The organism is Falsihalocynthiibacter sp. BN13B15 (assembly GCF_041205415.1).
Taxonomy (GTDB): Bacteria; Pseudomonadota; Alphaproteobacteria; order Rhodobacterales; family Rhodobacteraceae; genus Falsihalocynthiibacter; species Falsihalocynthiibacter arcticus.
Genome location: NZ_JBGFCE010000011.1, coordinates 16,322 through 42,799 on the forward strand (window position 1 = coordinate 16,322; position 26,478 = coordinate 42,799).

Annotated in this window: 26 protein-coding genes and 1 pseudogene; 8 read left to right on the forward strand and 19 right to left on the reverse strand. The window is 53.7% G+C overall.

All coding sequences use genetic code 11. The annotated features are described in order from the left end of the window. Nucleotides 1-22 precede the first annotated feature (22 nt). From AB9F26_RS16395 to AB9F26_RS16410, 4 genes are read left to right on the forward strand one after another with little or no spacing between them, the layout of a single operon-like run. Nucleotides 23-1,267, forward strand: a complete 1,245-nt coding sequence (locus AB9F26_RS16395) for a carbohydrate ABC transporter permease (RefSeq protein ID WP_369768508.1) — start codon at nt 23-25, stop codon at nt 1,265-1,267. Next, on the forward strand, nt 1,267-2,472 hold the full coding sequence (locus tag AB9F26_RS16400; protein WP_335584549.1) for a carbohydrate ABC transporter permease: 1,206 nt from the start codon (nt 1,267-1,269) through the stop codon (nt 2,470-2,472). The genes AB9F26_RS16395 and AB9F26_RS16400 overlap by 1 nt, the downstream gene beginning before the upstream one ends. Before the next feature lie 2 nt (nt 2,473-2,474). Beyond that, nucleotides 2,475-3,734, forward strand: coding sequence for a hypothetical protein (locus AB9F26_RS16405; protein ID WP_335584540.1), 1,260 nt, complete (start codon nt 2,475-2,477; stop codon nt 3,732-3,734). Beyond that, nucleotides 3,734-4,765, forward strand: a complete 1,032-nt coding sequence (locus tag AB9F26_RS16410; protein WP_335584539.1) for an ABC transporter ATP-binding protein — start codon at nt 3,734-3,736, stop codon at nt 4,763-4,765. Before AB9F26_RS16405 ends, AB9F26_RS16410 begins: the two co-directional genes overlap by 1 nt. Nucleotides 4,766-4,973: 208 nt before the next feature. On the opposite strand, the gene AB9F26_RS16415 is transcribed toward AB9F26_RS16410, so the two are convergent. Further along, on the reverse strand, nt 4,974-5,282 hold the full coding sequence (locus AB9F26_RS16415) for a DUF4389 domain-containing protein (protein WP_335584538.1): 309 nt from the start codon (nt 5,280-5,282) through the stop codon (nt 4,974-4,976). Nucleotides 5,283-5,557: 275 nt separating this feature from the next. Between AB9F26_RS16415 and AB9F26_RS16420 the strand changes: the two genes are divergently transcribed. Beyond that, nucleotides 5,558-5,842: a hypothetical protein gene (locus tag AB9F26_RS16420; protein ID WP_335584537.1), complete on the forward strand. Its 285-nt coding sequence runs from the start codon at nt 5,558-5,560 to the stop codon at nt 5,840-5,842. A gap of 379 nt (nt 5,843-6,221) precedes the next feature. On the opposite strand, the gene AB9F26_RS16425 is transcribed toward AB9F26_RS16420, so the two are convergent. The 3 genes and pseudogenes from AB9F26_RS16425 to AB9F26_RS16435 all read right to left on the reverse strand — a co-directional run bounded on the left by AB9F26_RS16425 (nt 6,222) and on the right by AB9F26_RS16435 (nt 7,667). Beyond that, nucleotides 6,222-6,956 carry a DUF4344 domain-containing metallopeptidase gene (locus tag AB9F26_RS16425; protein ID WP_335584536.1) on the reverse strand — a complete coding sequence of 245 codons (735 nt, stop codon included), beginning with the start codon at nt 6,954-6,956 and terminating at the stop codon, nt 6,222-6,224. Between the two features lie 266 nt (nt 6,957-7,222). After that, nucleotides 7,223-7,327 (reverse strand): annotated as a pseudogene (locus AB9F26_RS16430) (IS110 family transposase); the annotation flags it as partial. Nucleotides 7,328-7,334: 7 nt separating this feature from the next. After that, the gene (locus AB9F26_RS16435) at nt 7,335-7,667 is read right to left on the reverse strand and encodes a hypothetical protein (protein WP_369768552.1); all 333 of its coding nucleotides are present in this window, start codon (nt 7,665-7,667) and stop codon (nt 7,335-7,337) included. Between the two features lie 166 nt (nt 7,668-7,833). On the opposite strand from AB9F26_RS16435, the gene AB9F26_RS16440 reads away from it, so the two are divergent. After that, entirely contained in the window at nt 7,834-8,517 is a 684-nt protein-coding gene (locus AB9F26_RS16440) for a TetR/AcrR family transcriptional regulator (RefSeq protein WP_335584534.1), read from the forward strand. A 2-nt stretch (nt 8,518-8,519) separates the two neighbouring features. Next, nucleotides 8,520-9,476: an AEC family transporter gene (locus AB9F26_RS16445; RefSeq protein ID WP_335584533.1), complete on the forward strand. Its 957-nt coding sequence runs from the start codon at nt 8,520-8,522 to the stop codon at nt 9,474-9,476. Nucleotides 9,477-9,546: 70 nt separating this feature from the next. On the opposite strand, the gene kduI is transcribed toward AB9F26_RS16445, so the two are convergent. The 6 genes from kduI to uxaC are packed head-to-tail and all read right to left on the reverse strand — an operon-like array spanning nt 9,547 to nt 14,978. Continuing rightward, nucleotides 9,547-10,371 (reverse strand): 5-dehydro-4-deoxy-D-glucuronate isomerase, encoded by an 825-nt coding sequence (gene kduI, locus AB9F26_RS16450; protein ID WP_369768509.1) that lies wholly within the window; start codon nt 10,369-10,371, stop codon nt 9,547-9,549. Between the two features lie 16 nt (nt 10,372-10,387). After that, nucleotides 10,388-10,693, reverse strand: coding sequence for a cupin domain-containing protein (locus AB9F26_RS16455; RefSeq protein WP_369768510.1), 306 nt, complete (start codon nt 10,691-10,693; stop codon nt 10,388-10,390). 9 nt (nt 10,694-10,702) lie between these two features. Further along, nucleotides 10,703-11,983 carry a TRAP transporter large permease gene (locus AB9F26_RS16460; RefSeq protein ID WP_335584530.1) on the reverse strand — a complete coding sequence of 427 codons (1,281 nt, stop codon included), beginning with the start codon at nt 11,981-11,983 and terminating at the stop codon, nt 10,703-10,705. Nucleotides 11,984-11,985: 2 nt separating this feature from the next. After that, nucleotides 11,986-12,507: a TRAP transporter small permease gene (locus tag AB9F26_RS16465; RefSeq protein WP_335584529.1), complete on the reverse strand. Its 522-nt coding sequence runs from the start codon at nt 12,505-12,507 to the stop codon at nt 11,986-11,988. A 59-nt stretch (nt 12,508-12,566) separates the two neighbouring features. After that, nucleotides 12,567-13,547: a TRAP transporter substrate-binding protein gene (locus AB9F26_RS16470; protein WP_335584528.1), complete on the reverse strand. Its 981-nt coding sequence runs from the start codon at nt 13,545-13,547 to the stop codon at nt 12,567-12,569. Between the two features lie 24 nt (nt 13,548-13,571). Further along, nucleotides 13,572-14,978, reverse strand: coding sequence for a glucuronate isomerase (gene uxaC, locus AB9F26_RS16475; RefSeq protein WP_369768511.1), 1,407 nt, complete (start codon nt 14,976-14,978; stop codon nt 13,572-13,574). A 196-nt stretch (nt 14,979-15,174) separates the two neighbouring features. Here uxaC and AB9F26_RS16480 point away from each other — a divergent pair, with 196 nt between their 5' ends. Beyond that, nucleotides 15,175-15,897 (forward strand): GntR family transcriptional regulator, encoded by a 723-nt coding sequence (locus AB9F26_RS16480; protein ID WP_335584526.1) that lies wholly within the window; start codon nt 15,175-15,177, stop codon nt 15,895-15,897. A gap of 46 nt (nt 15,898-15,943) precedes the next feature. Here the strand turns inward: AB9F26_RS16480 and cueR are convergent, their stop codons facing one another. The 9 genes from cueR to AB9F26_RS16525 form a co-directional block, all read right to left on the reverse strand. Next, nucleotides 15,944-16,339, reverse strand: a complete 396-nt coding sequence (cueR, locus tag AB9F26_RS16485; RefSeq protein ID WP_335584548.1) for a Cu(I)-responsive transcriptional regulator — start codon at nt 16,337-16,339, stop codon at nt 15,944-15,946. Nucleotides 16,340-16,358: 19 nt separating this feature from the next. Next, complete coding sequence (locus tag AB9F26_RS16490) at nt 16,359-18,866, reverse strand: heavy metal translocating P-type ATPase (protein ID WP_335584525.1); 2,508 nt, start codon at nt 18,864-18,866, stop codon at nt 16,359-16,361. A gap of 188 nt (nt 18,867-19,054) precedes the next feature. After that, nucleotides 19,055-20,011: an ABC transporter ATP-binding protein gene (locus AB9F26_RS16495; protein WP_369768512.1), complete on the reverse strand. Its 957-nt coding sequence runs from the start codon at nt 20,009-20,011 to the stop codon at nt 19,055-19,057. Continuing rightward, a complete protein-coding gene (locus tag AB9F26_RS16500) occupies nt 20,008-20,985 on the reverse strand; it encodes an ABC transporter ATP-binding protein (protein WP_039000889.1) in 978 nt (325 codons plus the stop codon). The genes AB9F26_RS16495 and AB9F26_RS16500 overlap by 4 nt, the downstream gene beginning before the upstream one ends. 3 nt (nt 20,986-20,988) lie before the next feature. Beyond that, on the reverse strand, nt 20,989-21,894 hold the full coding sequence (locus tag AB9F26_RS16505) for an ABC transporter permease subunit (protein WP_369768513.1): 906 nt from the start codon (nt 21,892-21,894) through the stop codon (nt 20,989-20,991). Then, nucleotides 21,894-22,901, reverse strand: coding sequence for an ABC transporter permease subunit (locus AB9F26_RS16510; RefSeq protein ID WP_369768514.1), 1,008 nt, complete (start codon nt 22,899-22,901; stop codon nt 21,894-21,896). The genes AB9F26_RS16505 and AB9F26_RS16510 overlap by 1 nt, the downstream gene beginning before the upstream one ends. After that, nucleotides 22,895-24,004, reverse strand: coding sequence for a M24 family metallopeptidase (locus AB9F26_RS16515; RefSeq protein ID WP_369768515.1), 1,110 nt, complete (start codon nt 24,002-24,004; stop codon nt 22,895-22,897). Before AB9F26_RS16515 ends, AB9F26_RS16510 begins: the two co-directional genes overlap by 7 nt. An 88-nt stretch (nt 24,005-24,092) precedes the next feature. After that, on the reverse strand, nt 24,093-25,682 hold the full coding sequence (locus AB9F26_RS16520; RefSeq protein WP_335584520.1) for an ABC transporter substrate-binding protein: 1,590 nt from the start codon (nt 25,680-25,682) through the stop codon (nt 24,093-24,095). 72 nt (nt 25,683-25,754) lie between these two features. Next, nucleotides 25,755-26,396 (reverse strand): helix-turn-helix domain-containing protein, encoded by a 642-nt coding sequence (locus AB9F26_RS16525; RefSeq protein WP_369768516.1) that lies wholly within the window; start codon nt 26,394-26,396, stop codon nt 25,755-25,757. Nucleotides 26,397-26,478 lie beyond the last annotated feature (82 nt).

A 26,478-nucleotide genomic window follows, 5' to 3' on the forward strand; every position in this document is an offset into this window, starting at 1 on the left:
GCTAAACAGGAGACTTGTGATTATGGCGGGGGCTATTCCACCAACCAGCACCGGACCGCTGGCCAAACGCGAAGCAAGGCTTGCTTGGGGGCTGTTGTCCCCAACAATCATCGCGATCGCACTCGTTGTTGTTTTGCCTTTGCTTGCTATCTTCTGGATCTCGGTTAAGCCGGTTGAACTAGCAGATTTGCGCGCGCCAGAAGTTGTGTTGCGAGAAGACATTCGGGGCGATTATGCAGCAATTGGTGATGCGGCCACCATTCGCTACCGGTTACGCAATTCATCGCAAGATCAACCCATTAAAGGCGTTACATTTTCAGACATTGTTCCTGAAGGTCTCGAAGTTCAGTCTTTGGATGCCCGCTGTTCGCTCGAGGGGCGCAAGCTTGAATGTGATCTCGGCGATTGGGAGCCGAAACATCGCGAGACTTTGTCAATTCCGGTGACTGTTGGAAGCGCCTACCTCACCATCGCGCTAAGACCTCAAGATAGCCCCGCGATCACAACGGGCGTCTCCTCCAATGTTCTAACGGATGGCTCCTTCACACTTGATAACTTTGCCCGCGTTTTCAACGGGGAAGAGTTCTTTGAGGTCCTTTGGGTCACCCTTTTCTATACTGTTTTCGGCACTATAGGCGCTTTGCTTGTCGGCCTGTTTGCGGCGCTGTTGCTCAATAAATCCTTCAGGGGTCAAGGTATTTTAAGGGGGTTATACCTTTTCCCTTATGTCGCGCCTGTCATTGCTGTGGCCTTCGCTTGGTTGATCCTTTTTGACCCGTTCTCGGGGTCCGCTAATGCGTTGTTGTTACAGATGGGCGTTACCAGCGAAGCAATCAATTTCTTTGGCGATCGCCCCTTGGCTTTGATTATGGTCACGGTTTTTGAGGTTTGGCGGTATTTCCCACTCTCGTTCCTGTTCATTCTCGCCCGCATGCAAAGCATCGACACCGATATGTATGAGGCCGCTGATATGGACGGCGCCAGCCCGTTTCAGCAATTTTGGTATCTAAGTGTGCCGCAGCTTTTGGGCATTCTGAGTGTCTTGTTCCTGTTGCGGTTCATTTGGACCTTCAACAAATTCGACGACATTTTCCTTTTAACCGGCGGCAATGCTGGAACGAGGACACTGACCGTTAATGTTTACGAACAGGCCTTTGCCATTTCCAATATCGGGGCGGGTGCGGCGGTGGCCGTTGTCATCTTTGGATGTTTGCTCATGTTCTCGGTCTTATTCTTCAAATACATCAGTCAGGAGGAAGGGCTATGATGCGACGCGGATATCTCACAGGCCCAGTCTTAGGAGCGCTTTGGATGGTGGTTCTGTCCATTACGGTCGCGGTCACGATGTCATTTGCGACTGGAGAGGCCTTTCGTCCCAGCATCCTGCTTTCGTTGGCTTGGGGAGCCTTGGGGGGCGGCGCATTGGTGGCTTTTGGCCGTGGCCGCATCGTTCTCCTCTCCTGTGCTATTGCCATTTTTGTGCTGGTGGTTTTGGGCATAGGCCCCATGCTCACTGGCCCCGAAACCAGCGGTTTTGCACGGGCTTTTGGCGCTATAGTGTTGGGCGTGGGCTTTGCGACTTCGCTCGCTCTGATCCTAACTGAAGTTGTGCCGGGCATGCTGACGCGCCATGAGTTCGAGGGGGCGATTATTCGATTTTTAACAGGGTTTGGCTATATTTTCTTTACCGCGATCGTGCTGATCCCCTTCTACGTCATGGTGATGACAAGCCTGAAAAACCAATCAGAGCTGATCCAGAATCCTTTGGATTTTTCGATTGATTTGTCAAAAGGAATGGACCTTTTTCGCTCCTATGACGAGTTGTTCACACAATTCAATTTCGGGACCTACTTGTTTAATTCGTTCTTCATTTCCGTTCTAACGGTCTTTATCACCTTGGCGTTCGCAATTCCGGGGGCCTATGCCGTCGCGCGTTTGCGGTTTAAAGGGCGCGCTGCGTTCTCACGGTCGATCCTGTTGATTTATATGGTTCCCATGATCGTTTTGGCGCTGCCGATTTATATCGCCTTCTCTATGACTGGTCTGCGCAATTCGATCTTTGGGATCGTGATGATCTATCCGGTCACAACGATCCCTGTGGCCCTCTATATGCTGCAAGGGTATTTTCGCGGATTGCCTGCCGAGATAGAAGAAGCGGGATTGATGGATGGCCTCTCGCGACTGGCCGTGATTTGGAAGATCACGCTGCCACTTTCACTGCCCGCAATGGCCTCGGTCTCCCTTTATGTTTTCATGATCGCATGGAACGAATTTCTTTTGGCCTTTATGCTGTTGGATGATCCCTCGAAATTCACCCTCACACGCGGGATAGCCTCCCTCAATTCATCCGAAATTCCACGGCAACACCTCATGGCGGGGTCGGTCATAGCGACGGTTCCGATCATGGCTTTGTTCCTTGGATTAGAACGCTTTATGACGAAAGGGCTGACCGCTGGGTCAGTGAAGGGATAGACATGGATCTCGATGAAACCGCACGCAATATTTTGCGCCAGAACGATCAGGGCGGATATACTTTGCCAACGCATGGGCTGTACCCATACCAGTGGAATTGGGACAGCGCTTTTGCGGCTTGGGGCTTTGCAACGTTCGATCAGCCCCGCGCTTGGGACGAGTTTGACACGCTAATGGCAAGCCAATGGGACAGCGGCATGGTTCCCCACATTATTTTTCATAAACCCGATCCGGGATACTTCCCCGGCCCCGATGTTTGGGGCACCCATCAAACGCCAGCAACATCGGGAATCTCGCAACCACCGGTCGCGGCAATCTTGGTGCGACGGGTCTGGGAAATGGATAAAGCTGTGGGCAAAAACCGCCTAGAGGCGCTCTATCCAAAACTCGTAAATTGGCATCGCTGGTGGCATGAAGTTCGGTGTACACACGGCGCGGCGGCGATTACCCACCCGTGGGAAAGTGGTCGTGACAATTGCCCCGATTGGGATAAGGGAATGGCGGGAGTCGATGGATCAGGTGCGGGGCCGTATACGCGGCGGGATACCGGCCATGTCGACCCTGAAATGCGCCCGACCAAAGAAGACTATGACCGCTATATCACGATGGTGAATTTCGGCCGCGACGCGGGCTGGAACGATGAAAAAATCGTCGCGGATGGACCGTTCCTGATGGCGGACCCTGGAATTACCTTTATCTTGCTGCGCGCCCACGAAGACCTCGCCGAAATGGGGCGCGCCCTTGGAAAAGATGTTTCAGAAATAGAGGGCTGGGCCAGTGCTTTGCGGGCCGCCCTGCCGACGATTTGGAATGAAGAGTTAGGCGCTTATGATGCCAAAAACCTGCGCACGGGTGAATTTGCCAATATCCTTGGGTCAGGTGCCTTTCTTGCCTATCTGGCAGGGGCTGAAAACGATAAATTAGAAGCAAACTTGATGCGCGTTTGGGATGCCGTGCGCTATGGAATCCCCTCTGCGGACCCCGAAGCTGACATCTTTAATCCTCGCAAATACTGGCGGGGCCCGACATGGCCGGTGGTTAATGCGCTACTCTCAATTGGTTTAGCGAGGTCAGGTCGTGCCGATTTAGAAGAACGTTTGCGCCGCGAGACAGAGGAACTCATCCGCCTGCATGGTTTTTATGAGTATTTCGACCCGCTTGACGCCACACCTTGCGGCGGCGCCGCTTTTACTTGGACGGCAGCAATCTGGTTGGCTTGGGCCAGACATGATCCAAAGGCAAAACTGATGGGGGCTGCATAATGTCATCAATCGAACTGAAAAACGTTGAAAAGTGGTTTGGCCAAGTGCAGGTCATCAAAGGGGTCGATCTGTCCATTGAGGAAGGCGAGTTTGTCATCTTTGTTGGACCCTCTGGATGCGGGAAATCCACACTCTTGCGGATGATCGCAGGGCTTGAGGAAACGTCGCGCGGCCAGATTATGATCGGAGATCGTGACGCGACCGCCGAACCTCCCAGCAAACGCGGGCTGGCCATGGTTTTTCAATCCTACGCGCTTTATCCACATATGTCGGTGCGCGATAACGTTGGCTTTCCGCTTAAATCAGCGGGTCTTCCAAAGGCCGAAATCGACGCAAAAGTCGGTGAAGCTGCGCGCGTGTTAAAGCTGGATGACTATATGGATCGCCGGCCAAAGGACCTCTCGGGGGGGCAACGGCAACGGGTTGCAATTGGGCGCTCAATCGTGCGCGACCCGACGGCGTTTTTATTCGACGAACCTTTGTCAAATCTCGATGCGTCGCTGCGGGTAGAAATGCGGTACGAGATCGCGAAGTTGCACCAGACCCTGAAATCCACAATGATCTATGTGACTCATGACCAAGTCGAGGCCATGACCTTGGCCGACCGGATTGTCGTGTTGGACTTTGGAAAAATTGCACAAGTTGGCAGCCCAAGAGAGCTTTATGAAAAGCCGGGCAACCTGTTTGTGGCCCAATTCATTGGCTCTCCTCGGATGAATGTTGTTCCAGCGTCGACGCTCCCGACTATTTCTGTTCCGAAAACCGCGGTTTCTATCGGTGTGAGGCCCGAGCATATCGAACTCGCCGCCGCAGGACGCGGTGATCTTGAGGGAACAGTGGATGTGCTTGAATACTTGGGTGCCGACACGTTTGTGATCGTTTCATGCGCGGATGCGGGGCAAATTACGATGCGTATCAATGGAAGTTCGGACCTTAAACCTGGTGACAACGTCAGTTTATCTTTCGCTCCGACAGAAATTCACGCATTTGACCAAAACGGCATTGCACTTGATTTGGTGCTTGGTGATTAAATTGGGAGCGCTTGAATTATGAATGTACTGGGCCGACAATAATCCTACATTGCACGAGGAGATACTGATATTGTATGGGATGTGTTTTGCTCGCGCAGTGGAGGTCCGCAAACCGCCCTTAGTGACGAATGCTGCGGTAGCATAACCTCGCAGCTCCTCCACCAAAAGCGTAAGCTAGAAATTGTTTTCAAGCGGCATTTTTTAACGTTCAATCGAGTTCAGTCCACGGCCATGGTTTAACTTCGCTTGCTGCGGTTTGAAAACGAGCGGCTTTAGCCAACCAAACTCCTAAGTCGGTACCAAATTCGGCTAAACGCTCATTCGGCTGCTTATTGTTAATTAGCATGATAACAAACTGCACGACTGTCGCTGCGCCAAGTATTGTTTGGGCGATGCTCGTCATAATCGCGATAAGTATCATGTAAAGCAAACGGAGAAGCATATTGTCTTCTTGCTCCTGCACAGGTTGCTCGCCGTGGAGGCGACCCTCTATTTTTTCGTAATCCGATTTAGACATATCAACCTCTAATTAACTAATGACTATAAGCCTAGCACGCGGTTTGAAAAATGGCAGCTAACTTCTACTGGTCGCTTATGATGGATTGGGGTTCGCTGCTCGCCCATCCCCCATAAAAAGGTGAGCGCCTCCGTGCGCCTGCTTTGTCTTAGCGGCTGCGATTTGAAATGAATGGGCAAGGGACAGCGCACCTACCGACGGTTTGAGATATAGTTTTGCCAATCAATTGAACTATGCAAATCTGTTCGGACTGTAATTTTTGATGGGAGAAGACTATGGCTTATACCTCGATATCACATTGGACGACAACTGAATGGAATGACGAACTCGAAGCGATTGCGCGAGATAAATATGTACCGCTTATCATGTCGCAAGGAGCATCTCGTGTTGAAATGCTCAGAACTGGCGAATTATCTTTTAGCGTTGTTACTGATTACCCAGACGAAGCAACCGCGAACGCGGCACAAGCGAAAATCGCTGAAATTCGAGCGCAAGCAACTCAAGACCTGCCAATGACAATGACTGCAACAGAAGCCGGTGGGGTTTTTGCAAGTGGCTAAAACGTAGTATTGAGAACAGATACTTCGACAACGCCTCAGTATTATGAGGCGTTGTTACCATCCCAAGAAATCGAGCCTCGCGAGCCCTCAGCAGAGTGATACGCCAATATAGTGATTGCCCGAAAGCCTGCTTCGGCCCAATGCTGCCATTGCTGTAAGGTGCAGCTAACGGCAGGTTTGAGGCCTATGTGCGGCATTCTGAACCGTTCCGAATGTCAGGTGTCGTCAATGACCGACTGGCGTGCCAGCACCTTGGGCGGTCAAAAGCGACCATTTTTGGCATGAACGTTGTGGCAAGGGATTATTGTCCGGAATGTTAGGATCAAGAACTTTGCAGCGAAGGTTGGTGGCGCGCTCATGTCGCCATGCAAACCCGATGCTACATCTGGCTGAGTTGGTCCCGCGTATATGGTTCGTACTCCGTACACATTGTTACGCCACCTGTATCGCTGCTAAAAAACGCGTTCGTTTCTCCACAGTCCTCAGCGATGACCGGAAGTTCAAAGTCCATCGATAACATCGCGTTGAGGGCGTCAACTTCGCTCTGAATGACAGACGCCAAAAACGGATCATCCTTCTCGCTGCCGCGATAGGAGAAACTATCCCCTGGGCCATTCTCCTCCATTTCGTCGAGGATTGCGCCCCAAGAATTGGTGACGAGGAGTGCCTCGTCCTCGCATCCGTCGGCGCGATCTTCCGGCAGGTCCATTTCACCAGCAAATGCTTGGCGGTTCTCTGGATCAAGGCCGTAATATATGCAAACGGTGTTGTAAAAACGTTGCGAATTGGTTCCATGGACATCCCAATACGGGAAATCAGCGTCACCCGTCTCGGCTGACGCAGCAAATGTCATAGCGACAGAGCGTATGACGTCTTCAGAGACATCGGAGTCGTAAAGTCGGTCGATCATCAGGACCGACAAATTGTCGGCAGCGTCCTCTTCGCGGCCATAAATTGGGAGGTCCCACAGCGCAATCACGCCATGTCCGAATTCATGATAAAGCGTCGCGACAAGATTGTCCGACACCATTGAATCAAGTTCCAAATTCTCTTCAGCTCCCGCAAAGGTCACAAGAAACGGGGCCAAGATAGATGCACAAATAAGTTTTTTCACTATCACACACTTTATAAAATAATGCCTCATCAAGTCGGCAGAAGTGGCCAATAGTCAATACTCAAAAGCGCCTCAAGGGAGCAACACCTGAGAGTTGATGGTGGTCAGCGAAGGGCGGCGCACCGCGATATTTTTAGTCTGATTTGTGCATTTTCCAGAAGCAATCATGTGTTCCCGCTCTCCTCTCAGCGATGCAAGCATCGCCTGCCAAACGATGATGAGTTCCGCAAGCCAAGTCCCTTACAGTTAGCGGGCAATTGCGCCTAGGACATTCGGCGGGGTGTCTTGGGCTGCCGGACAAGCGAGGTCATGCCAACGCCCAGCCATGCTGCAAACTCTCTGCCGTTGCGAAACTGATGACCATCACCAATGCGGATGTCATCCAACAGTCGCGAGAGGATGACACCAAGGATTACGGGACCCAGTGGGTAGCTGAAATGCTTCATGAAATAACCAAGAACGCCAAGGCCCAGTATCCAAAACGATGGCGAACAGCATGATCAGCAGGACTAAAAGCCCGCGGGGCATTTCGGCGATTTTTGTGAAGACGCGAATACCGGTGAGACCGAAAATCAGCATGAAGACGTTGGCCGAGACCCGTGCACTGATCATGATGACAGTGACGGCGTCACCCGGAATGCCGCTGCGCATAATTTGCGTGACGAAAGAGCCGCCCAAAAAAATCTTCTGAATGCGGCGGTTGCCGGCCATCCAAGCGCAACGGCTGCGCCAAGACGTTTACGCGACATTTCCGTCCTCCCGAGGTGTTTAAGACCTGCCGAAGCTCTCCTCTGTTCGGCCGCAACGCGACAGCAATGTACTGTTTGGTTAAATACGTGCTAGCCTTGGCAAACAGGGAAGCCGAAATGAGGATTAAATGGACCATTTAAAAGATCCAACTCCAAACAAGCGCAAAAGCAACTGGAAACAAAACCCCGATGCGGTAAAGGCCGACATTCTTAGGGTCGCAACAGAGGAATTTGCAGCGCACGGACTTACTGGTGCCCGCATTGACGAGATTGCGCGCCGTACCGAGGCCTCCAAGCGCATGATCTACTATTACTTTGATGATAAGGAGGGGCTCTACAAGAGCGTCCTCGAACACGTTTATTCTTCGTTGCGCGAAACTGAACAGGCGCTAAATGTTGCCGATCTGGAGCCAGTCTTGGCTCTGCGCAGATTGACCGAAGCGACATTCGATACACATGTGAGCAATCCGCAATTTATCCGGCTGGTGATGATCGAGAATATTCACAACGCGCAACACGTTCAGAAATCCAAAATCATTCCGACCCTGAACAGGGCCATCATCGACAAGCTGGCCGACGTCTGTGCGCGTGGCAAAGCTGCCGGTGTGCTGCGCGATGACGTCGATCCGCTCGAACTGCACTGGATGACCAACTCCGCGAGTTTCTACAACGTTTCCAACAAAGCGACGTTCGCTGCGTCATTCGGCAACCGACTGTTCACCGAAGAGGGCCAGAGAGGCGTTCGAGGTCGTGTTGTGGACATGGTCCTGGGTGCTGTTGTGATTGGCTACCAGCAGAATATGGGCAGTTAACGATGTTGGCGATCCTCGCGGTTACTCTCCCAATCTATTTAATCATTTTACTGGGCTATGTGACCGTTCGTGTTGGGTATTCGCCCCCTGATACGATCAATGCGCTGAGTCAGTTCACTGTCAGAGTCTGTCTACCGGCCCTGATTTTTAGCGCATTGACCGCATCGGGCTCTGCTGAGGCCCTGAATTGGGGCGTTATCCTTGGATACCTCTTCGCATCTTTGGCTGCGCTGTTTATTGGCTATGGACTTATGCGCCGGATCTTTCAACAGGGAGCGCCCGAAGCGTGGGTGCACGGTCTGGGAATAGCTAATTCCAACAGCGGGTTCATCGGCTTTGCTATCGCCAGCATGGTTTTTCCGCAGACGGCGTTGCCCGTGCTGGCCTGGATCATGATCGTTGAAAACGCAGTTATTATTCCTCTAGCTATGATTTCGGCCGATGTCGCGTTGGAGGGGAGCACAACACTCTCCGCTGCCGCCAACCGCGCCTTTCGAAGCTTTATCCGTAATCCACTCGTTCTTTCGATCATCGCAGCATTGACGGTTCGTGGCATCGGCCTGCCCCTCCCAGAGCCCTTAATCAAAACAATTCAGATGCTTGCGTCAGTTGCGCCTGTCATCGCCCTGTTCGTCGTTGGCGGGATCGTCGCTCGATTCAACCTCAGCCCGTTTTGGCGGCGCACGACGGCGATCAGCGTTGGCAAACTCGTGCTTCATCCGGCGCTGGTGTTTGCGGTTCTGTCGTTGTGGCCGGGGCTTGCGCAGGAATTCGTATTGACTGCCGTCTTGTTCGCAGCGGTGCCGATGCTGTCGATCTATCCGATACTCGGGGCCAAATATGGAGCGGAGCAGGTTTGCGCAACGGCGTTCATTGTTACCGTTATGTTGTCGTTTTTCACAACAAATGGGTTGATTTGGTGGATGGGCGTCACAGGGGCCGTGCCGTTATCTCAATAGTCAAGGAGCGGGCTCCCTTACGCCCGCTCCCCTCCAACAACTCATTTGGCTTAAAGAGCGAGATACTACCTCACCGCAGATCCGCCATGGCAACCATATCCATATCGGTGAAGTCAACATTGTCGCCCGCCATCGCCCAACAGAATGTATAAGACGCGGTACCTGCGCCCGAATGGATCGACCACGGGGGGCTGATTACGGCTTCTTCGTTGGCCATAATGATGTGGCGTGTCTGGGACGGTTCGCCCATCATGTGGAACACGCGGCTTTCCTTCGGAAGTTCGAAATAGAGATAGGCTTCCATCCGGCGGTCATGTGTGTGCGACGGCATCGTGTTCCATACCGACCCTTCGACGAACTGGGTATAGCCCATCAACAACTGGCAGCTCTGACAGACTTCAGGATGCAAAAGCTGAATGATAACACGCTCATTGGCGGTTTCGCGCGCGCCCAACTCAACACGACGTGCATCCGCGAGTTTGATCAGCTTGGTCGGGTAGGTTTTATGCGCAGGCGCCGAGAGAACGTAGAAGCGGCCATTACCGCCAAATTCAACGACCCCTGCCCCCATACCAACATAGAGAACTTCGCCATTCTCAATCACATAGGTTTCGCCACCCACGGTGATTTCGCCCGTTTCGCCAATATTTAGAACCCCCAATTCGCGCCGATCTAGAAACGACGCTGTGCCGGTTTCTGCGACATGATCCAGTGTGAGGGTGCCCCCGTTTGGAACGGCCGAGCCGAGGATCAGACGGTCATAGTGGCTGTAAACGAGGTTGATTTCGCCATCGGCAAACAGGTCACCAACGTGGAAATGTTCGCGCAATTGGTCTGTGTCCAAGGTTTTGGCCGTTGCAGGATCAATGGCGTAGCGGGTTTGTGTCTTGAGCATATGGAAATCTTTCGTTTTAGAGAAAATCGTCGCGGCGCGGCGTGAAGGTATCGATGAGGGTACCTGCTTCTTGGCACAGGCAGCCATGTTGGGCGTTTGACGGGATCACAAGGCTGTCGCCTGGGCCCAGATCATGTTCCTCGCCGTCAATTGTAAAAGCAAAACGTCCCGCTTCTACATAGGTCGATTGAACATGCGGATGATTGTGCAATTTACCTTCGGCTCCATGTTTAAAGCGGAAGGCGACCACCATCATATCTGGATTTTCCGCCAGAACTTGGCGGGTAACGCCGAGGTCAGCGGGGATAACAGGGTATGTCATAAGTATCCTTTAGTGAAAGAGGGACGGCAGCCAAAGCGACAGCGCCGGAATGTAAGTGACAAGCATCAGAGTGCCAAACGCCGCGCCATAGAAGGGCCAAATCGTGCGCACGGCATCCCAGATCGGAATTCTCCCCACCGCGCAACCAACGAACAAAACCGCTCCGACGGGGGGCGTACACAGCCCGATACCGAGGTTCAAAATCAGGATGACGCCAAAATGTACAGGATCAACGCCAAAGGCCGTGGCCACAGGCAGGAAAATCGGCGTGGTGATCACGATCAGCGGCGACATGTCCATAAACGTGCCGAGAAGCAGTAGGATGAGGTTCAACATCAACAGAATGACAATCGGATTGTCCGAGAAATCCTGCAACAGCGCCACCATAGACGCGGGCACCTTGGTATAGGCCAATAGCCAGCCAAAAGAGGCCGCGCATCCGATCACCATCAGCACCATTGCGGTGGTGCGCACGGCGGCGAAGGTTGCCTCGACAAAGTCATGCCAACTTAGGCTGCGGTAAACAAAGAAGGTCACAAGCAGCGCGTAAACCACGGCGACATTTGAGGATTCAGAGGCTGTGAAGATACCCGACCGCACCCCGCCGAAAATGATCGCCACAAGGATAAGCCCCGGAGCCGCCGAGACAAACAATGTCCCGATCATGCGGAAACCCTCGAACGGTTGCACGGGATACCCCTTGCGCACGGCGACCCACCACGCGGCGATCATCAGCACAGACGCCAGTAAAAAGCCCGGAATGATCCCAGCGGTAAACAAATCCGCAATGGATATCTTTCCACCGGCGGCGATGGAGTAGATAATCATATTGTGTGACGGTGGCAAAAGCAGCGCGATGATCGAGCTTACAACCGTGATATTCACAGCATAATCAACGTCATATCCGCGTTCTTTCATCTGGGGCACCATCAGGCCGCCCACCGCGGAAGCATCCGCCGCCGCCGAGCCGGACACACCGCCAAACATCACCGAGGACAGCACATTGACCTGCCCCAGCCCGCCACGAAAATGGCCGACAAAAGCGCCCGCCAAGGCAACAAGCCGCCGCGCGATATCGCCCCGCACCATCAGATCACCCGCGAAAATAAAGAAGGGAATGGCCATCAAAGCAAAAACAGACACACCCGAATTCAGGCGTTGAAAAACCACCACTGGCGGCAAGCCCAGATAGGCGACGGTGGCAAAACTGGAAACCCCCAGACAAAAGGCCACGGGCGTGCCAATCAAAAGCAAAAAGACGAAAGTTCCAAAAAGGACGTAAAGTTCCATTATTATTGCTCCACGGCGTCGTCGCCAAAACGGGCGGTCGGTAATCCGGCTGCGCGGCGCGCAACACGTTCAAACGAGAACAGGGTAACAAGAGCCCCCCCCGCAACGATGGGTGCAAAATCAAAGGCCCCCGAAATTCCAAGGCTGGGCAGCTTATTGCCAGCCGTCTTTTCTGCCAATTGCCAGCCGAACCAGATCATGCCGATGCCAAAGCCAGAAACCACAATATCCGAGAGGGAATAGAGGAAAAGTTTGGTCTTTTCCGACACCATGTAAAGCATCACATCAAAGGACAAATGATAGCCCTCGCGAATGCCCACGGCCGCACCAAGAAAGATAAACCACCCCATTATCATCACCGACGCAGGTTCGGTCCAGATAATGCTATCGTTTAAGATATAGCGCCAGAAGACCTGAGCGGCGATCAATGCCGTCATCAACACCAGACCGATTCCAGCCACCCAAAGCGCCAAACGGGCGATGATGCCCGTGGTTATGGCAACGGTTTTCATTAAATTTTGCACGCGTTTATTCCCGATGGTTTTGGATGCGACCCGCGCCAAAAACGCGGGTCGCTGGAGCGTTATTCAGTGGCTTGAATATCAGCAACCATCTTTTGAAGAGTCGGAGACGTCACGTATTTTTCATAGACTGGGCCCATCGCAGCGATGAAGGGTGTCTTGTCAATGTCGGTGATGATCTCAACACCAGCTTCACGCACACGCGCCTCGGATTCCTTCTCGCGGGCGATCCAAAGTTCGCGCATGACGGGGACGGAATCACGGGCCGCTTGACGGACAAGTGCTTGATCTTCGCTGGTAAGTATGTCGAATGACGACTTCGCCATGACCAAAACTTCAGGCACGATCAGGTGCTGGTCAAGGGTGTAATATTTCGCAACTTCAAAGTGACCCGAGCTGTCGTAGGATGGCCAGTTGTTCTCGGCGCCGTCGATCACACCCGTTTGGATTGAAGAGTAAACTTCGCCGTATGGCATGGGTGTCGCGTTTGCACCCAAGGCGGAAACCATGTCTACGAACATGTCCGATTGCATGACGCGGAATTTCATACCCGCCAGATCTTCCATCGAGTTGATGGGTTTTTCGGAGTTGTAAAAGCTGCGCGAACCGCCATCGTAAAACGCGAGTCCGACAAGATCATGCGCAGAGAATGCGTCGAGGATTTGCTGTCCAACAGGACCATCCATCACTTTGTTCATATGCGCGACCGAGCGGAAAATGTAAGGCAGTGAAGGCACTTGCGTTTCTTCAATGATGTTGTTGAACGGCCCAAGCGAAACGCGGTTCATGTCGATCACGCCGAACTGTGTCTGCTCAATCGTGTCCTTTTCTTCGCCCAATTGCGCCGAGTGGAACACTTCAATGCAAAGCCGCCCATCAGAGCGTTCTTCGAGCATGGTGCCCATCGCATTTACGGCGGCAACTGTAGGATAGCCGTCAGGATGCGTGTCCGATGAACGGAATGTGATTTCACAAGCCGTCGCAGCCGAAGCCATCGCGACACTTGCCAAGAGCACTGCCCCGAGTGTTTTTGTGTAAGTCATTGTTTTCCTCCCTGGAAATGGCTCTCAGAGCCGATAAGCTTGTTTTACAAGCCGATATGTGAGGTCGTAAGCAACCTCTGGTGCCTCGTCCGCGTCGAGCCGCCCACTAGCGACCAACGTGGCGAGAAACGCGCAATCCACTCGCCGCGCCACATCGTGGCGTGCGGGGATAGAACAAAAGGCGCGGGTGTCGTCGTTGAACCCGACTGTGTTGTAAAAACCAGCCGTTTCCGTCGCCGTTTGGCGGAAACGCATCATGCCTTCGTAGCTATCAAGGAACCACCACGGCGGCCCAAGTTTCAACGCGGGATAGACGCCAGCAAGGGGTGCAAGTTCGCGCGAGAACGAGGTCTCGTCCAAGGTAAACACGATCACCGTCAAATCTGGGTTGCCACCAACGGCGTTTAGAAGCGGTTGCAGCGCGGTGACATAATCGGTGCGTTTTGGAATATCAAAGCCCTTGTCGCGTCCAAACTGTGCCATGACTTGGCTGGAATGGTTGCGCACGGAGCCTGGATGAATTTGCATAACCAGCCCGTCGTCAAGGCTCATCCGCGCCATCTCGGTCAACATATGCCCGCGAAACGCATCGGCTTCTTCTGGGGTACAAACGCCTCTGAGCGCCTTGTCAAAAAGGGCGGCAGCTTGATCCGGTGGGAAATCTTCTGTGCGCGCGGACGGATGACCATGATCGGTCGACGTGGCCCCGAAACTTTTAAAATAGTCGCGACGATTGCGATGCGCCGCAAGGTAGCCCGTCCATGTTGTCGTGTCCTCGCCCGCCATCTCGCCCATGATTTGGACATTCTGCGCAAAGCCTTCGAAGTCTGGATCAATCACCGCGTCGGGACGATAGGACGTCACGACCTTGCCCTGCCAGCCGCTGTCCTTGATCATCTTGTGCCAGCGCAGATCGTCAATCGCGCTTTCTGTGGTCGAAATCGCCTCGATATTGAAGCGCTCAAACAAAGCCCGTGGCCGAAACGCATCCTGCGTGAGGCATTCAGCGATGTGATCGTAAATACCATCCGCCGTAGACGCCGACAGGCGCTGAGCAACACCGAAAACCTCTTGAAATGCGTGGTCGACCCAGAGGCGCGACGGCGTGCCGCGAAACAGATGATAGTTTTCGGCAAACCGGCGCCAGATCTTGCGGGAATCCTGCTCGATAGCGCCACCATCCTCGGTTGGGACGCCTAAATCCTCAAGGGCAATGCCCTGAGAATGCAGCATCCGAAACACGTAATGATCGCGCGTCACAAACAATTGGGCGGGATCGGCGAAGGCTTCGTTTTCGGCGTACCAGCGGGGGTCGGTGTGACCATGCGGACTAATGATTGGCAAATCACGGACGGTATCATAAAGATCTCGTGCAATTTTTCGCACGGAAGGCTCAAGCGGGAACAAACGATTACTGTCCAATAAACCCATAAAAGCTCTCCCCAATATTCTTTTGCAAAATCGCGTCACGCGAACTTACCGCCCTCAAGACTGCATCGATGAGAATCGAGTAGTCAACTAATAACCTAGTTTGGCAGAATCAGTTAGTCAACTAATATCCAAGTTGCACCCGAAGCCTGATCCTGTAAGATGAAACCAAGTACATACCCACCGGAAGGCTAAGGACATGGATGACTCAGAGCGGCAGATTGACGATGGCCTTCCCCTGACGCAAATTCGCCCGACGAGCGTTCCTACGGTCGCCGACCAAGTTTTCGACGCATTACAGCATCAAATTTTGACGCTTAAACTCGCCCCATGCACGAAGATTTCCGAAACGGACGTCGCACAGAAAATGGGCGTGTCACGTCAACCTGTGCGCGAAGCGTTCAAACGTTTGGCAAAGCTCGGCTTCCTCTCTATCCGCCCGCAAAGCAGCACAAAAGTCAGTTTAATTTCAGAAAAAGCCGTTTTGCGCGCAAGGTTTATTCGCACGGCATTGGAAATACATACCTGTAGAACCGCCTGCGAGAAAAGCACCGACGTGGGGATAAACGTCCTGTCAAACCTGATAGAAAAACAACGGGCCGCCTATGATGCGCAGGATCGCGAGCTATTTCACTTGCTGGATGACCAATTTCACCGCGAAATATGCAATCTTGCCGGTGTTGGATATGTTTGGGACCTCATCCTTGAGAATAAAGCGCATATGGATCGCGTTCGCATGCTCACTCTCGACTCCTCGTCGCAAGAATTTGTCCTAAAAGAACATGTCGAAATATTTAAAGCCATTTCCGAAAGTGATGCGGATGCAGCCGCCGAGGCCATCACGAAACACCTGTCTCGCATTTTAATCCATATCGAAGATATCAAATCCGTAAACCACAAATGGTTCACGGATCTTGCGTAAAAAACGAACATGCACATCCCAAAACGCACGAATTTCCAGATGGCGTTTAATTCAAGGCCGGACCACTCAACCCTTCCAAAATCGGGCAATCAGGGCGGTGGTCCCCCGCGCATTCCTTTGACAAATGCGTCAAGGTGGCATGCATCGCCTGAAGGTCGGTAATCTTAGCCTCAATCTCCTGCAAATGCTGTTGCGCAATCGCCTTTACATCGGCACTCGCGCGGCCCGAGTCCTCATAAAGCGCCAAGAGCGTGCGACACTCGCCGATGGTAAATCCCAACGCCCGCGCGCGCCCCAAAAAGGTCAGTTTATGCAGGTCTGTCTCGCGAAAAACCCGATAATTATTGGTGTCGCGCAAAGGCCGCACAAGACCGATATCCTCATAGTAACGGATGGTTTTCGCAGGCAGGCCTGTGTGTTTAGTAACATCGCCGATATTCAGGTTCATAAGATCCTCCAGATCACGCCGCTTGAGCAGTTTTGCGGGGGACAAGCGCAGATGCTTGCGGGGGTGTGGTCGTTGCGACCGCAGGCTTGACCCACCGTAACCGCAACGCATTGCTTAACACAAAAATGCTTGAAAACGCCATAGCACCCGCCGCCAGTACGGGTGAGAGCATCACGCCAAACGCCGGGAACAAGGCCCCAGCGGCCACAGGGATGAGCAAAGTATTATAGCCAAACGCCCAAAACAGGTTCTGGCGAATATTGCGCATCACCCGCCCCGAAATATCAAATGCATTGACCACACCAATCAGGTCTCCTGACATCAAAACCACATCCGCCGTTTCAATGGCCACATCCGTGCCCGTGCCTATCGCGATGCCCACATCTGCTTGGGCCAAGGCGGGTGCGTCGTTAATTCCGTCGCCCACAAACGCCAGTTTCCCCTTTTTTTGCAAGGCTTTAAGCGCATCGACTTTGCCCTCGGGCAAGACTTCGGCCACGACGATATCAATTCCCAACTCACGGGCAATCACGTCGGCCGTGCCTTGGTTGTCGCCCGTAATCATCGCCACAGTCAGGCCCAATTCGTGCAGCGCGGCAATGGCGGCGGGGGTGGTGGGCTTGATCGGATCTGACACACCAATGACGGCGGCAATCCGTCCGTCAACAGCGGCATAAATCGGTGTGCGTCCTTTTTTTCCAAGCGCCGCGCCGGTATCGGCGAAATCGCCCATGTCGATCCCGTCACGCCGCATGAGGCGATCCGCCCCGACCAGAATGTTGTGGCCTTCCACGCTCGCACTGACCCCAAAACCGGTGATCGAGGCAAACGTGTCTACGGTAGGAATGTCCAACTTGCGCGTGGTCGCAGCCCGCACGACGGCCGCGGCGATAGGATGTTCAGACTGGGTTTCCACAGCGGCCACAAGGCGCAAAACTTCGGACTCTACAAACGAGGCTGCAATCACCAAATCGGTCAATTCAGGGCGTCCCGCCGTCAATGTTCCCGTCTTATCAAGCGCCACAACTTTGACCTCTTGCAAGGATTGCAACGCATCGCCTTTGCGAAACAACACGCCCATTTCAGCGGCGCGCCCCGTGCCCACCATAATGGACGTTGGCGTCGCCAATCCCATCGCACAGGGACAGGCGATGATCAAAACCGCGACCCCCGCGACAATTGCGTAACTCAACGCAGGCGACGGACCAAAGATCAACCAGACCGCGATCGTGACGGCCGCCGCCGCGATCACAGCAGGCACGAACCATGCGGTAATTTTATCGACCGCGCCTTGGATCGGCAGTTTGGCTCCCTGCGCTCGTTCGACCATCGCGATGATCTGCGCAAGCATGGTATCCGCGCCAACTTTCGTCGCGCGAAAGGTCAAAGCCCCTGCCCCGTTGACCGTCGCTCCGACGACCATTGCGCCTTCGGATTTTTCCACGGGCACGGGTTCGCCAGTGATCATGCTTTCATCCACATAGGACGTGCCGCTCAAAACCTCGCCGTCGACCGCGATCTTTTCACCGGGTCGCAGATGGATGACGTCGCCCACGGCGATCTCGTCAATGGGCAACTCAACGACCACGCCATTGCGTTCCACCCGCGCTTCTTTGGCTTGCAGCCCCACAAGTTTGCGGATTGCTTCGCCTGTGCGCCCCTTGGCGCGGGCCTCAAGCCAGCGTCCGAGTAAGATCAAAACAACGATAACAGCGGCCGCTTCGAAGTATACATTCGCAGTTCCCTGAGGCAGTAATTTTGGGGCAAATGTCGAAACCAATGAAAACCCGTAGGCCGCCGAGGTGCCCAACGCCACCAGTGAATTCATGTCCGGCTTTCCTTTAAGAAGCAGCGGGAAGCCTTTGGTATAGAACTGTAATCCCGGTCCAAGCAGAACAGCAGTCGTTAGGAGAAATTGCACAATGCGGCTGGTTTGCAGGCCGATTGTGCGCTCGACCCACATGTGCATTCCCGGAATGACATGGCTGCCCATTTCGAGGATGAAAACCGGTAAAGCAAGCAGCGCGGCAATCAACGTCAACCGCCCAAGACGCGAAATTTCGGCGGCTTTGCGATCTGCTTTCTCCGTGTCCACCCCCGCTTTAACTTTGGCCGGATACCCCAAGCCAGTTGCCACGCGCGCCAAATCGGCGGGCGTTGTTGCTCCAACGATATATCGCAGCGTTGCCGTTTCCGTGGCTAAATTCACCGAGGCATCCAAAACACCTGTCGCCGCTTTCAACCCCCGTTCGACACGCCCCACGCAAGAGGCGCAGGTCATGCTTTCGACTTCCAAAGTAATCTCAGCCGTCACTGCAGGATAGCCCGCGCCCTCCAAGGCTTGCGTCAAAACCGCAAGGTCAGCGGGAGACGAAAACTGCACTTGCGCCGTCTCATTTGCAAGATTAACAGCGGCCGATGACACACCAGAAACCGCCTTCAGGGATTTTTCAACCCGACCGACACACGACGCGCAGCTCATCCCCTCGATGGATAAGGTCACAATATTTTCGTCCGCCATTTCAGTCTCCTTGATTCGCTTCTTTGGAGTAGTGATGAGGGTTCCAGTAAGGGTAAGGTCAACACCCAACTTGCGCAGTTTGCGACTTTGATTTTGTAATGCACGACCATGCCTTAAGGTCCTCGCAATTCGGAGGATTAAGGCATGGGGTAAAAACAGGTTGTTATGCGCGCGGGTCGTGACGAACTTTAGGGTTCCGGAAAGAAACACGCCGAGGAATGCGCTTCACCGCCAAGCTCCGGCCGCTCGGAACGGCACCGATCCTGCACCTTCCAACACCGCGGCGCAAAGGGGCAACCGTCGGGAATATTGAGCGGCGACGGCAACTCCCCCATGAGTTTGATCCGCTTCTTTGCCTTGGACGGATTGGCCTGAGGGGCGGCCGACATCAGGGCAACGGTGTAAGGATGTTGAGGGTTTGAGAACAGTGTTTCTTTGCTGCCCTTTTCCACCGCGCGACCAAGGTACATCACGATAACTTCGTCGGCCACATGGCGCACAACGCCCAAGTCGTGACTGATGAACATATAAGCCAGCTGCAGGCGTTCCTGTAGGTCCATCAACAGGTTCAAAATCGAGCTCTGGATCGAGAGATCAAGGGCGGAAACGGGTTCATCAAGCACCAGCACTTTTGGATCAAGCATCAGCGCGCGGGCAATTGCGATACGTTGGCGTTGGCCACCCGAAAACATATGCGGGTAGCGGTCGTAATGTTCGGGTCTTAGGCCGACCAACCTCAACATTTCACGCCCCTTGGCTTCGCGTTCTTCGTTGGGCATGGATTTATTGTTGATCTTCAATGGTTCTTCGAGAATTGCGCCAATGCGCTGACGTGGGTTCAGCGAACCGTAAGGATCCTGAAACACAATTTGCACCGATTTTCGCAGATCCGCCCAATCCTCAGGTAACATCGGGTTGCCATCAAGGGTCAGCTTTCCCGCGGTGGGTTCTTCGATCATCGTAACGAGGCGCGCGAGGGTGGATTTCCCGCAACCACTTTCGCCAACGATGGCCAAAGTTTTCCCCGCGTAAAGTTCAAAATCGACACCCCCAACGGCCTTTAGAATGCTGGGTTTGCGAAACATACCGCTGCTGACTTCATAATGGCGTTCAAGGGCGCTGGCGATCAATACAGGGGTCGTCATGATACAGCCCTTTCTTCAGAGTTGAGAGGGTAGAAACACCGCGCGTAGCCCAGATCAAGGCCAAGGGGCTTCGGTGCCTCGGCCTTACATTTCGCGTTCGCGAACTTACAGCGTGGTGAGAAAAGACAGCCAGAGGGGCGATCAAATTGCCCCGGAACAACGCCCGGAATTGTGGGCAGACGTTTTTCTGTGGCGCGTTCCGGCAAGGCATCGAGCAAAGCCGCCGTATAAGGGTGATGTGGCGTATCAAACAGCGGTTGCACAGGCTGTTCTTCGATCTTTTGGCCCGCATATTGCACGCTCACTCGCTCCGCCGTTTCCGCAACCACGCCCATGTCGTGGGTGATCAGTACAAGGCCCATTCCCGTCTCGTCGCGCAAGGAGGCAAGCAGGTCGAGAATTTGCGCTTGAATGGTCACATCGAGCGCAGTTGTTGGCTCATCCGCAATCAGAAGCTTGGGTTTGCAGGCAATGGCCATCGCGATCATCACCCGCTGATTCATGCCGCCCGACAATTGATGTGGATAAGCAGAAAGGCGACGCTCGGGATCTGGAATTCCCACCTGTTCGAACAACTCCACAGCCCGCGCATGGCGGGCTTTTCGATCAAGCTTGAGGTGGACACGCAAACTTTCTTTGATCTGCCAGCCCACTGTAAAACACGGGTTGAGCGAAGACATCGGCTCCTGAAAGATCATCGCGAGGTCGTTGCCGACAATCTTGCGCCGCGCCCGTTGATCCATTGTCAGCAGGTCATGGCCGTCAAAGGAGATTTCGTCCGCGGTCACCGTGGCCGTCCAAGGCAACAGGCCCATCACCGCCAACATCGACACCGATTTTCCCGACCCACTTTCACCAACGATGGCGAGGATTTCACCGGTAGCAACGTCTTGATCCACGGCTTCAACGGCTTTGAACTGACCTGAGGTTGTGGCGAAGGACACGCTCAGGTTTCGGATGTGTAAAAGGGCCATGGTCTAGCTCCGCTTCAATTTAGGATCGAGCGCGTCGCGCAGACCGTCGCCCATCAGATTGATGGCCAGAACCGTGACAAGGATCGCAAGACCCGGGAAGGTCACTACCCACCATGCCCTAAGAATAAATTCACGCGCTTCGGCCAGCATGGTGCCCCATTCTGGGGTTGGCGGCTGTGCGCCCATCCCAAGGAACCCAAGCGCCGCGGCGTCAAGAATGGCGGTCGAAAAGGACAGCGCCGCTTGGACGATAATCGGCGCGAGGCAATTGGGCAGGACTGTGACAAACATCAGCCGGAAATACCCAGCCCCGACGACGCGCGCCGAGGTTACATAGTCTTTTTGACGTTCGGACAGCACGCTGGCACGGGTTAAGCGCACGTAATGTGGCTGCAGAACAATAGCGATGGCGATCATCGCGTTGGTCAAGGATGGGCCGAGAATAGCAACAAGGACCAGCGCCAAAAGTAACGATGGAAACGCAAGGATAACGTCCATAATCCGCATAATGATGCTGTCGAGCCATTTGGGGGCAAACCCCGCAATAAGGCCCATCAGGATGCCACCCGACGCGGCAATACTCACCACGACGACGCCAACAAAGAACGAATAGCGAGCACCAACGATGAGGCGCGAGAGCATGTCGCGGCCCAAAGGATCGGTGCCAAGAATGAACTCCCATGTGCCGCCGTCTTGCCAGACGGGTGGCTGTAGGGTCGCGGCACGGAACTGCTCGGTGGCGTCATGGGGCGCGACCCATGGGCCGAATAGAGCGAGAAAAGCGAAGACCGCAAAGACATAAAGGCCAATCACGGCACCTCGGTTTTCGCGGAAATAGAACCAGAATTCGCGCAACTGACCGGGGCGTTCCACGGCAGTTTCTGGCTCAACAGAGAGGGCGTCGTCCATCAGCGTTTCCTGATCTTGGGGTTGATGATGCCATAGAGCATGTCAACGGTGAGGTTCACGATCATGACCATAACGGCAATCAACAACAGGCCGCCCTGAACAACGGGGTAGTCGCGGCGGAAAATGCTGTCGACCATCCATTTGCCAATTCCCGGCCAGCTAAAAATCGTTTCCGTAAGGATCGCGCCCGCAAGAAGAGTACCGACGGACAGGCCGATGACAGTGACGACAGGGATCAGCGCGTTGCGCAACGCGTGAATGCCGTTGATCCGTCCGGGGGACATGCCTTTGGCGCGGGCGGTGCGGATATAATCTTCACCCAAGACTTCGAGCATCGCCGAGCGCGTTTGGCGCGCGATGACCGCAAGCGGGATGGTTCCCAACACGATTGTCGGCAAGATCAAATGTCGGACGGCGGAGAGGAATGCGCCCTTCTGGCCCGAGGCAAGGCTGTCGATAAACATGAAGCCCGTCGGGTTGGGGAAGTAGTAGATCAGGTCGATCCGGCCCGAAACGGGGGTCCATTGCAGCATACCCGAGAAGACGATGATCAGCAAAAGCGCCCACCAGAAAATCGGCATGGAATACCCGACCAAAGCGGTGGACATCAGCGCACGGTCAAAGAATTTGCCACGATTTACGGCGGCAATCACGCCTGCGGGCAATCCCAAAGCCATGGCAAAAATCATCGCACAAAGCGAGAGTTCGAGGGTGGCAGGGAAGAGCGAGAAGAACTCGTCCCACACCGGTTTTTTGGTCACAAACGAAGTGCCTAAATCGCCGTGAAGCACCCCAACGAGGTAGTCCCAAAACTGCTCATAGATGGGCCGATCATAGCCAAATTGCGCAGAAAGTTCCGCATAACGCTCGTCGGATATGCCGCGTTCGCCCGCCATAACCACAATAGGATCGCCCGGTAAGGCACGGATAAAGCCGAAGGAAATCAGCGTAACGCCGATGAACGTTGGTATGAATGTCAGTAGTCTGCTTAGAACGTAGTTCAACATGACAACACCATGAGTTCTTTGGGGAAATGGGTGAGGAGTTGGTATCCGTCTTCTGTGATCAGAATGTCATCTTCGATGCGCACACCGAAATTGTCGATCTCATACAGACCGGGTTCGTTAGTATAGACGGTCCCTGCGGGCAGTGCCACGTGATTGCCGCGCATAATATAAGGGGCTTCGTGCACTTCGCGACCAAGCCCGTGGCCGGTTTTTGTGCGGATGCGATCGCCATAGGGCGAGGCTTCGAGCACGCTGGTGACCACATCATCAATCTCATGCGCGGTGACGCCTGCGCGTGAGATCGCGAGGCCAGCAAGGTTTGCGCGCAGAACGGTGTCGTAAACGGCACGCCCCTCCTCGGTCACGTGATCAAGGAAAACGGTGCGGGTAATATCGGCGGCAAAGCCGTTTTTTCGAGCGCCAAAATCGAGCAACAACGCGTCGCCCGCTTTGACGTGATAATCATGGCGCGCCTTGGCGTGTGGGCGCGCAGAGCCATCGCCTGCCGCAACAATCGGAGCAAACGAGAGATCATCAGCCCCTTCGGCAAACAGGTTTTGCACGAGGGTTTGTTCGATCTGTTTTTCGGTCTGGCCAAGCTTTACGGATGCAAGCGTGCGATGCAAGGCCCGTTCCGAAATGTCGATGGCTTCCTGAAGGGTGGCGATATCGGCAGGCGTTTTGAGCATCCGTAGCGCGGAGATTTCGCGCTCCCCATCGAGGATTTTCAGATCGGGCTGCGCCTTTTTCAACGCGTGATGCACAAAGACGCGCATGACCTGCCCTTCTACCGCGAGCGATGAAATGTTGAGATGGGTCATCAGGCCGGCAAAAGCTTCGTCATATCCCGTTTGATCGCGCCAATCAAAGACCGCGCCATCAAAACCAACAAGCTCCCAACTGCCCAGTTCAAGATTTGGCACAAGGGCGGCGGCGGGTCCGTTTGCGGGAACAACAAGTACAAATGGCCGCTCGTGGCTCATAAAACTGTGCTCAACCACACGGGTGAAATTTGGGCCAGGAACCAGCGCGATGGCATCAACACCAAGCTCGGCGGCGACAGTGGCATAGGCGGATAGGCGATCGTTCAGAGGGTGTGACAAAAAGGGATGCTCCGACGGTAAATGAGAGGGACGGTGTGTGAGTGGCAGGGGCGGCACATTTATGTGCCACCCCAAGGGCTTAGAGAGCTTAGTTCGACAAGCCAACTTGGTTGAAGATATGGCCACCAAGTGGGTGAACAACATAGCCTTCAACTTCTGGACGCATAGTCATAAAGACGACCGAGTGCGCGATTGTTGACCAAGGCGCTTGATCCTTGAAAATGACCTGTGCTTCTTCATAAAGCTTGGCACGTTCGGCCTGTGTTGGCAAAACTTTCGCTTGCTGAATCAACGCATCAAACTCTTCGTTACACCATTGTGCACGGTTTGATTGGCCAACACCGTCACATCCGAGCAAAACAGCAAGGAAGTTATCGGGATCACCGTTGTCGCCCGTCCAACCCAAGAGCACGGCACCATCACGGTCTTCGGCTTTTGAGCGTTCAAGGTATTCACCCCATTCGTAAGACACAATCTCAACATCGACACCGATCTTGGAGTAGTCTTCCTGCATAAGTTCGGCCATACGGCGCGCATTGGGGTTGTAGGGACGCTGAACAGGCATCGCCCAGATCTTCATTTTCAGATCAGTAACACCTTCGGCTTCCAACATCGCTTTGGCCGCTTCAGGATCATAATTGTCGTCTTCAATTGCGTCGTTATAGGACCACATTGTTGGCGGGATCGGGTTTTTGGCAATTTGGCCAGACCCTTGGAACACAACATCAATGATTGCCTGTTTGTCGACCGCCATGTTCAACGCCTTGCGAACATTGGCATTATCAAAGGGCGCGACCATGGTGTTATACGCGAGATAGCCCACGTTAAGACCTTCTTGCTCCATAACGACAACACCGCTGTCGTCTTTCATCGCCTGAACATCAGCGGGATTTGGATAGGCCATAACATGGCATTCGCCCGCCTGAACTTTTTGGTAACGCACAGAAGCATCAGGTGTGATCGCAAAGATCAGCGATTCAACTTTGGCATTGTCACCCCAATAATCGTCGTTGCGCAGATAGCGGATAACCGCATCTTTTTGGTAGGCTTGGAACGAGAACGGACCCGTACCTATTGGCGCTTGGTTCAACATTTCTGGCGTGCCAGCTTCCAACATCGCATCCGCATATTCTTTGGAAACGATCGACGCAAAATCCATCGCCATATTGGCAATGATCGGCGCTTCTGGACGCGTGAGGTTGAATACAACTGTGTAATCATCCACTTTTTCGATGCTTTCAATCAAGTCTGGCATCGACATGCCGCCGTAGTATTCCCATGTCCCGCCGGAAACAGTATTGTATGGGTTTTCTTCGTTGCCCTGACGATCAAACGTAAAGATCACGTCGTCGGCGTTGAAATCGCGTGTGGGGGTGAACTGGTCGTTGCTGTGAAACTTCACACCTTTACGCAAGTTGAAAGTGACCGTTTTCCCATCTTCAGAAACGTCCCAGCTTTCGGCAAGTCCAGGGATTGTTTCGGTGGTACCGACTTTGAACTCTGTCAGGCGGTTATAGAGGGGGTGGCTGGACGCATCAAACGTTGTGCCAGCCGTGAAAAGCGCTGGGTCAAACCCCTCGGGGGAACCCTCTGAGCAATAGACAAGCGACTGCGCGGAAGCCGCGGTGCCCATCGTGGCCATAAGCAGCCCAGTGGCGATTTTGTACTTAAAAGTCATTTGGTTGTATCTCCCTTTGGTTGTCGTTTTTAGTGTTTTTGGCGGCATGGTTTTCCAGCCGCATTTCAGCCCCTATGCTATCGTTTTTTCGGGGTCAGAATTGATAAGGTCCTCTGTGATATCAGGGACCATTTGTGGAATTTGGTCGGACTTTTTATAGTGCATTCGTCCCACCCAAAGAATCCGTGCGGGCTCTTGGGTGCGGTTGGACCAACTGTGCGGTTTCTCCCCAAGATAATGCAAACTATCACCGGTCGACATGATGTACTCGCGCCCACCGACCATCTGCGAAATCTCGCCCTCCAGAATATAAATGATCTCTTCACCGAGGTGTTTCACAAGTTCGGATTCATATCCTGCGGGAACATTCATCACAAAAGACGTCAGCTCGTGCCCCGGAAAATCCGCACCGATCTGTTCGTATTCAATAGAGGACCCGGCCGTGGCGAAGCGTGGACGACTGCCTGCGCGCGTCAAGCTATCGGCGACTTGCGGCTTGCGGATGAAATAGTCGAGGTCAACGTTGAGGGCTGCGGCAATTTGGGAAAGCGTACCTAGGGTTGGTGTCGCGTTTCCGCGTTCCAACTGGCTGATATATCCAACGGAAACACCGGATGCGGCCCCGAGTTGCTGCAACGTCATCGAAAGACGTTGCCGCTGGCGACGCATACGCGCTCCGAGTTCATTTGCGTCCTTGCGCCTTTCAGCCTTCACAAACCGACCTCCCCCCAAGGAATTTTGTTAGTCCGGCGAGGCTATTAGCATAAAGATTTTTGTCAACAATAATTTTTTTACT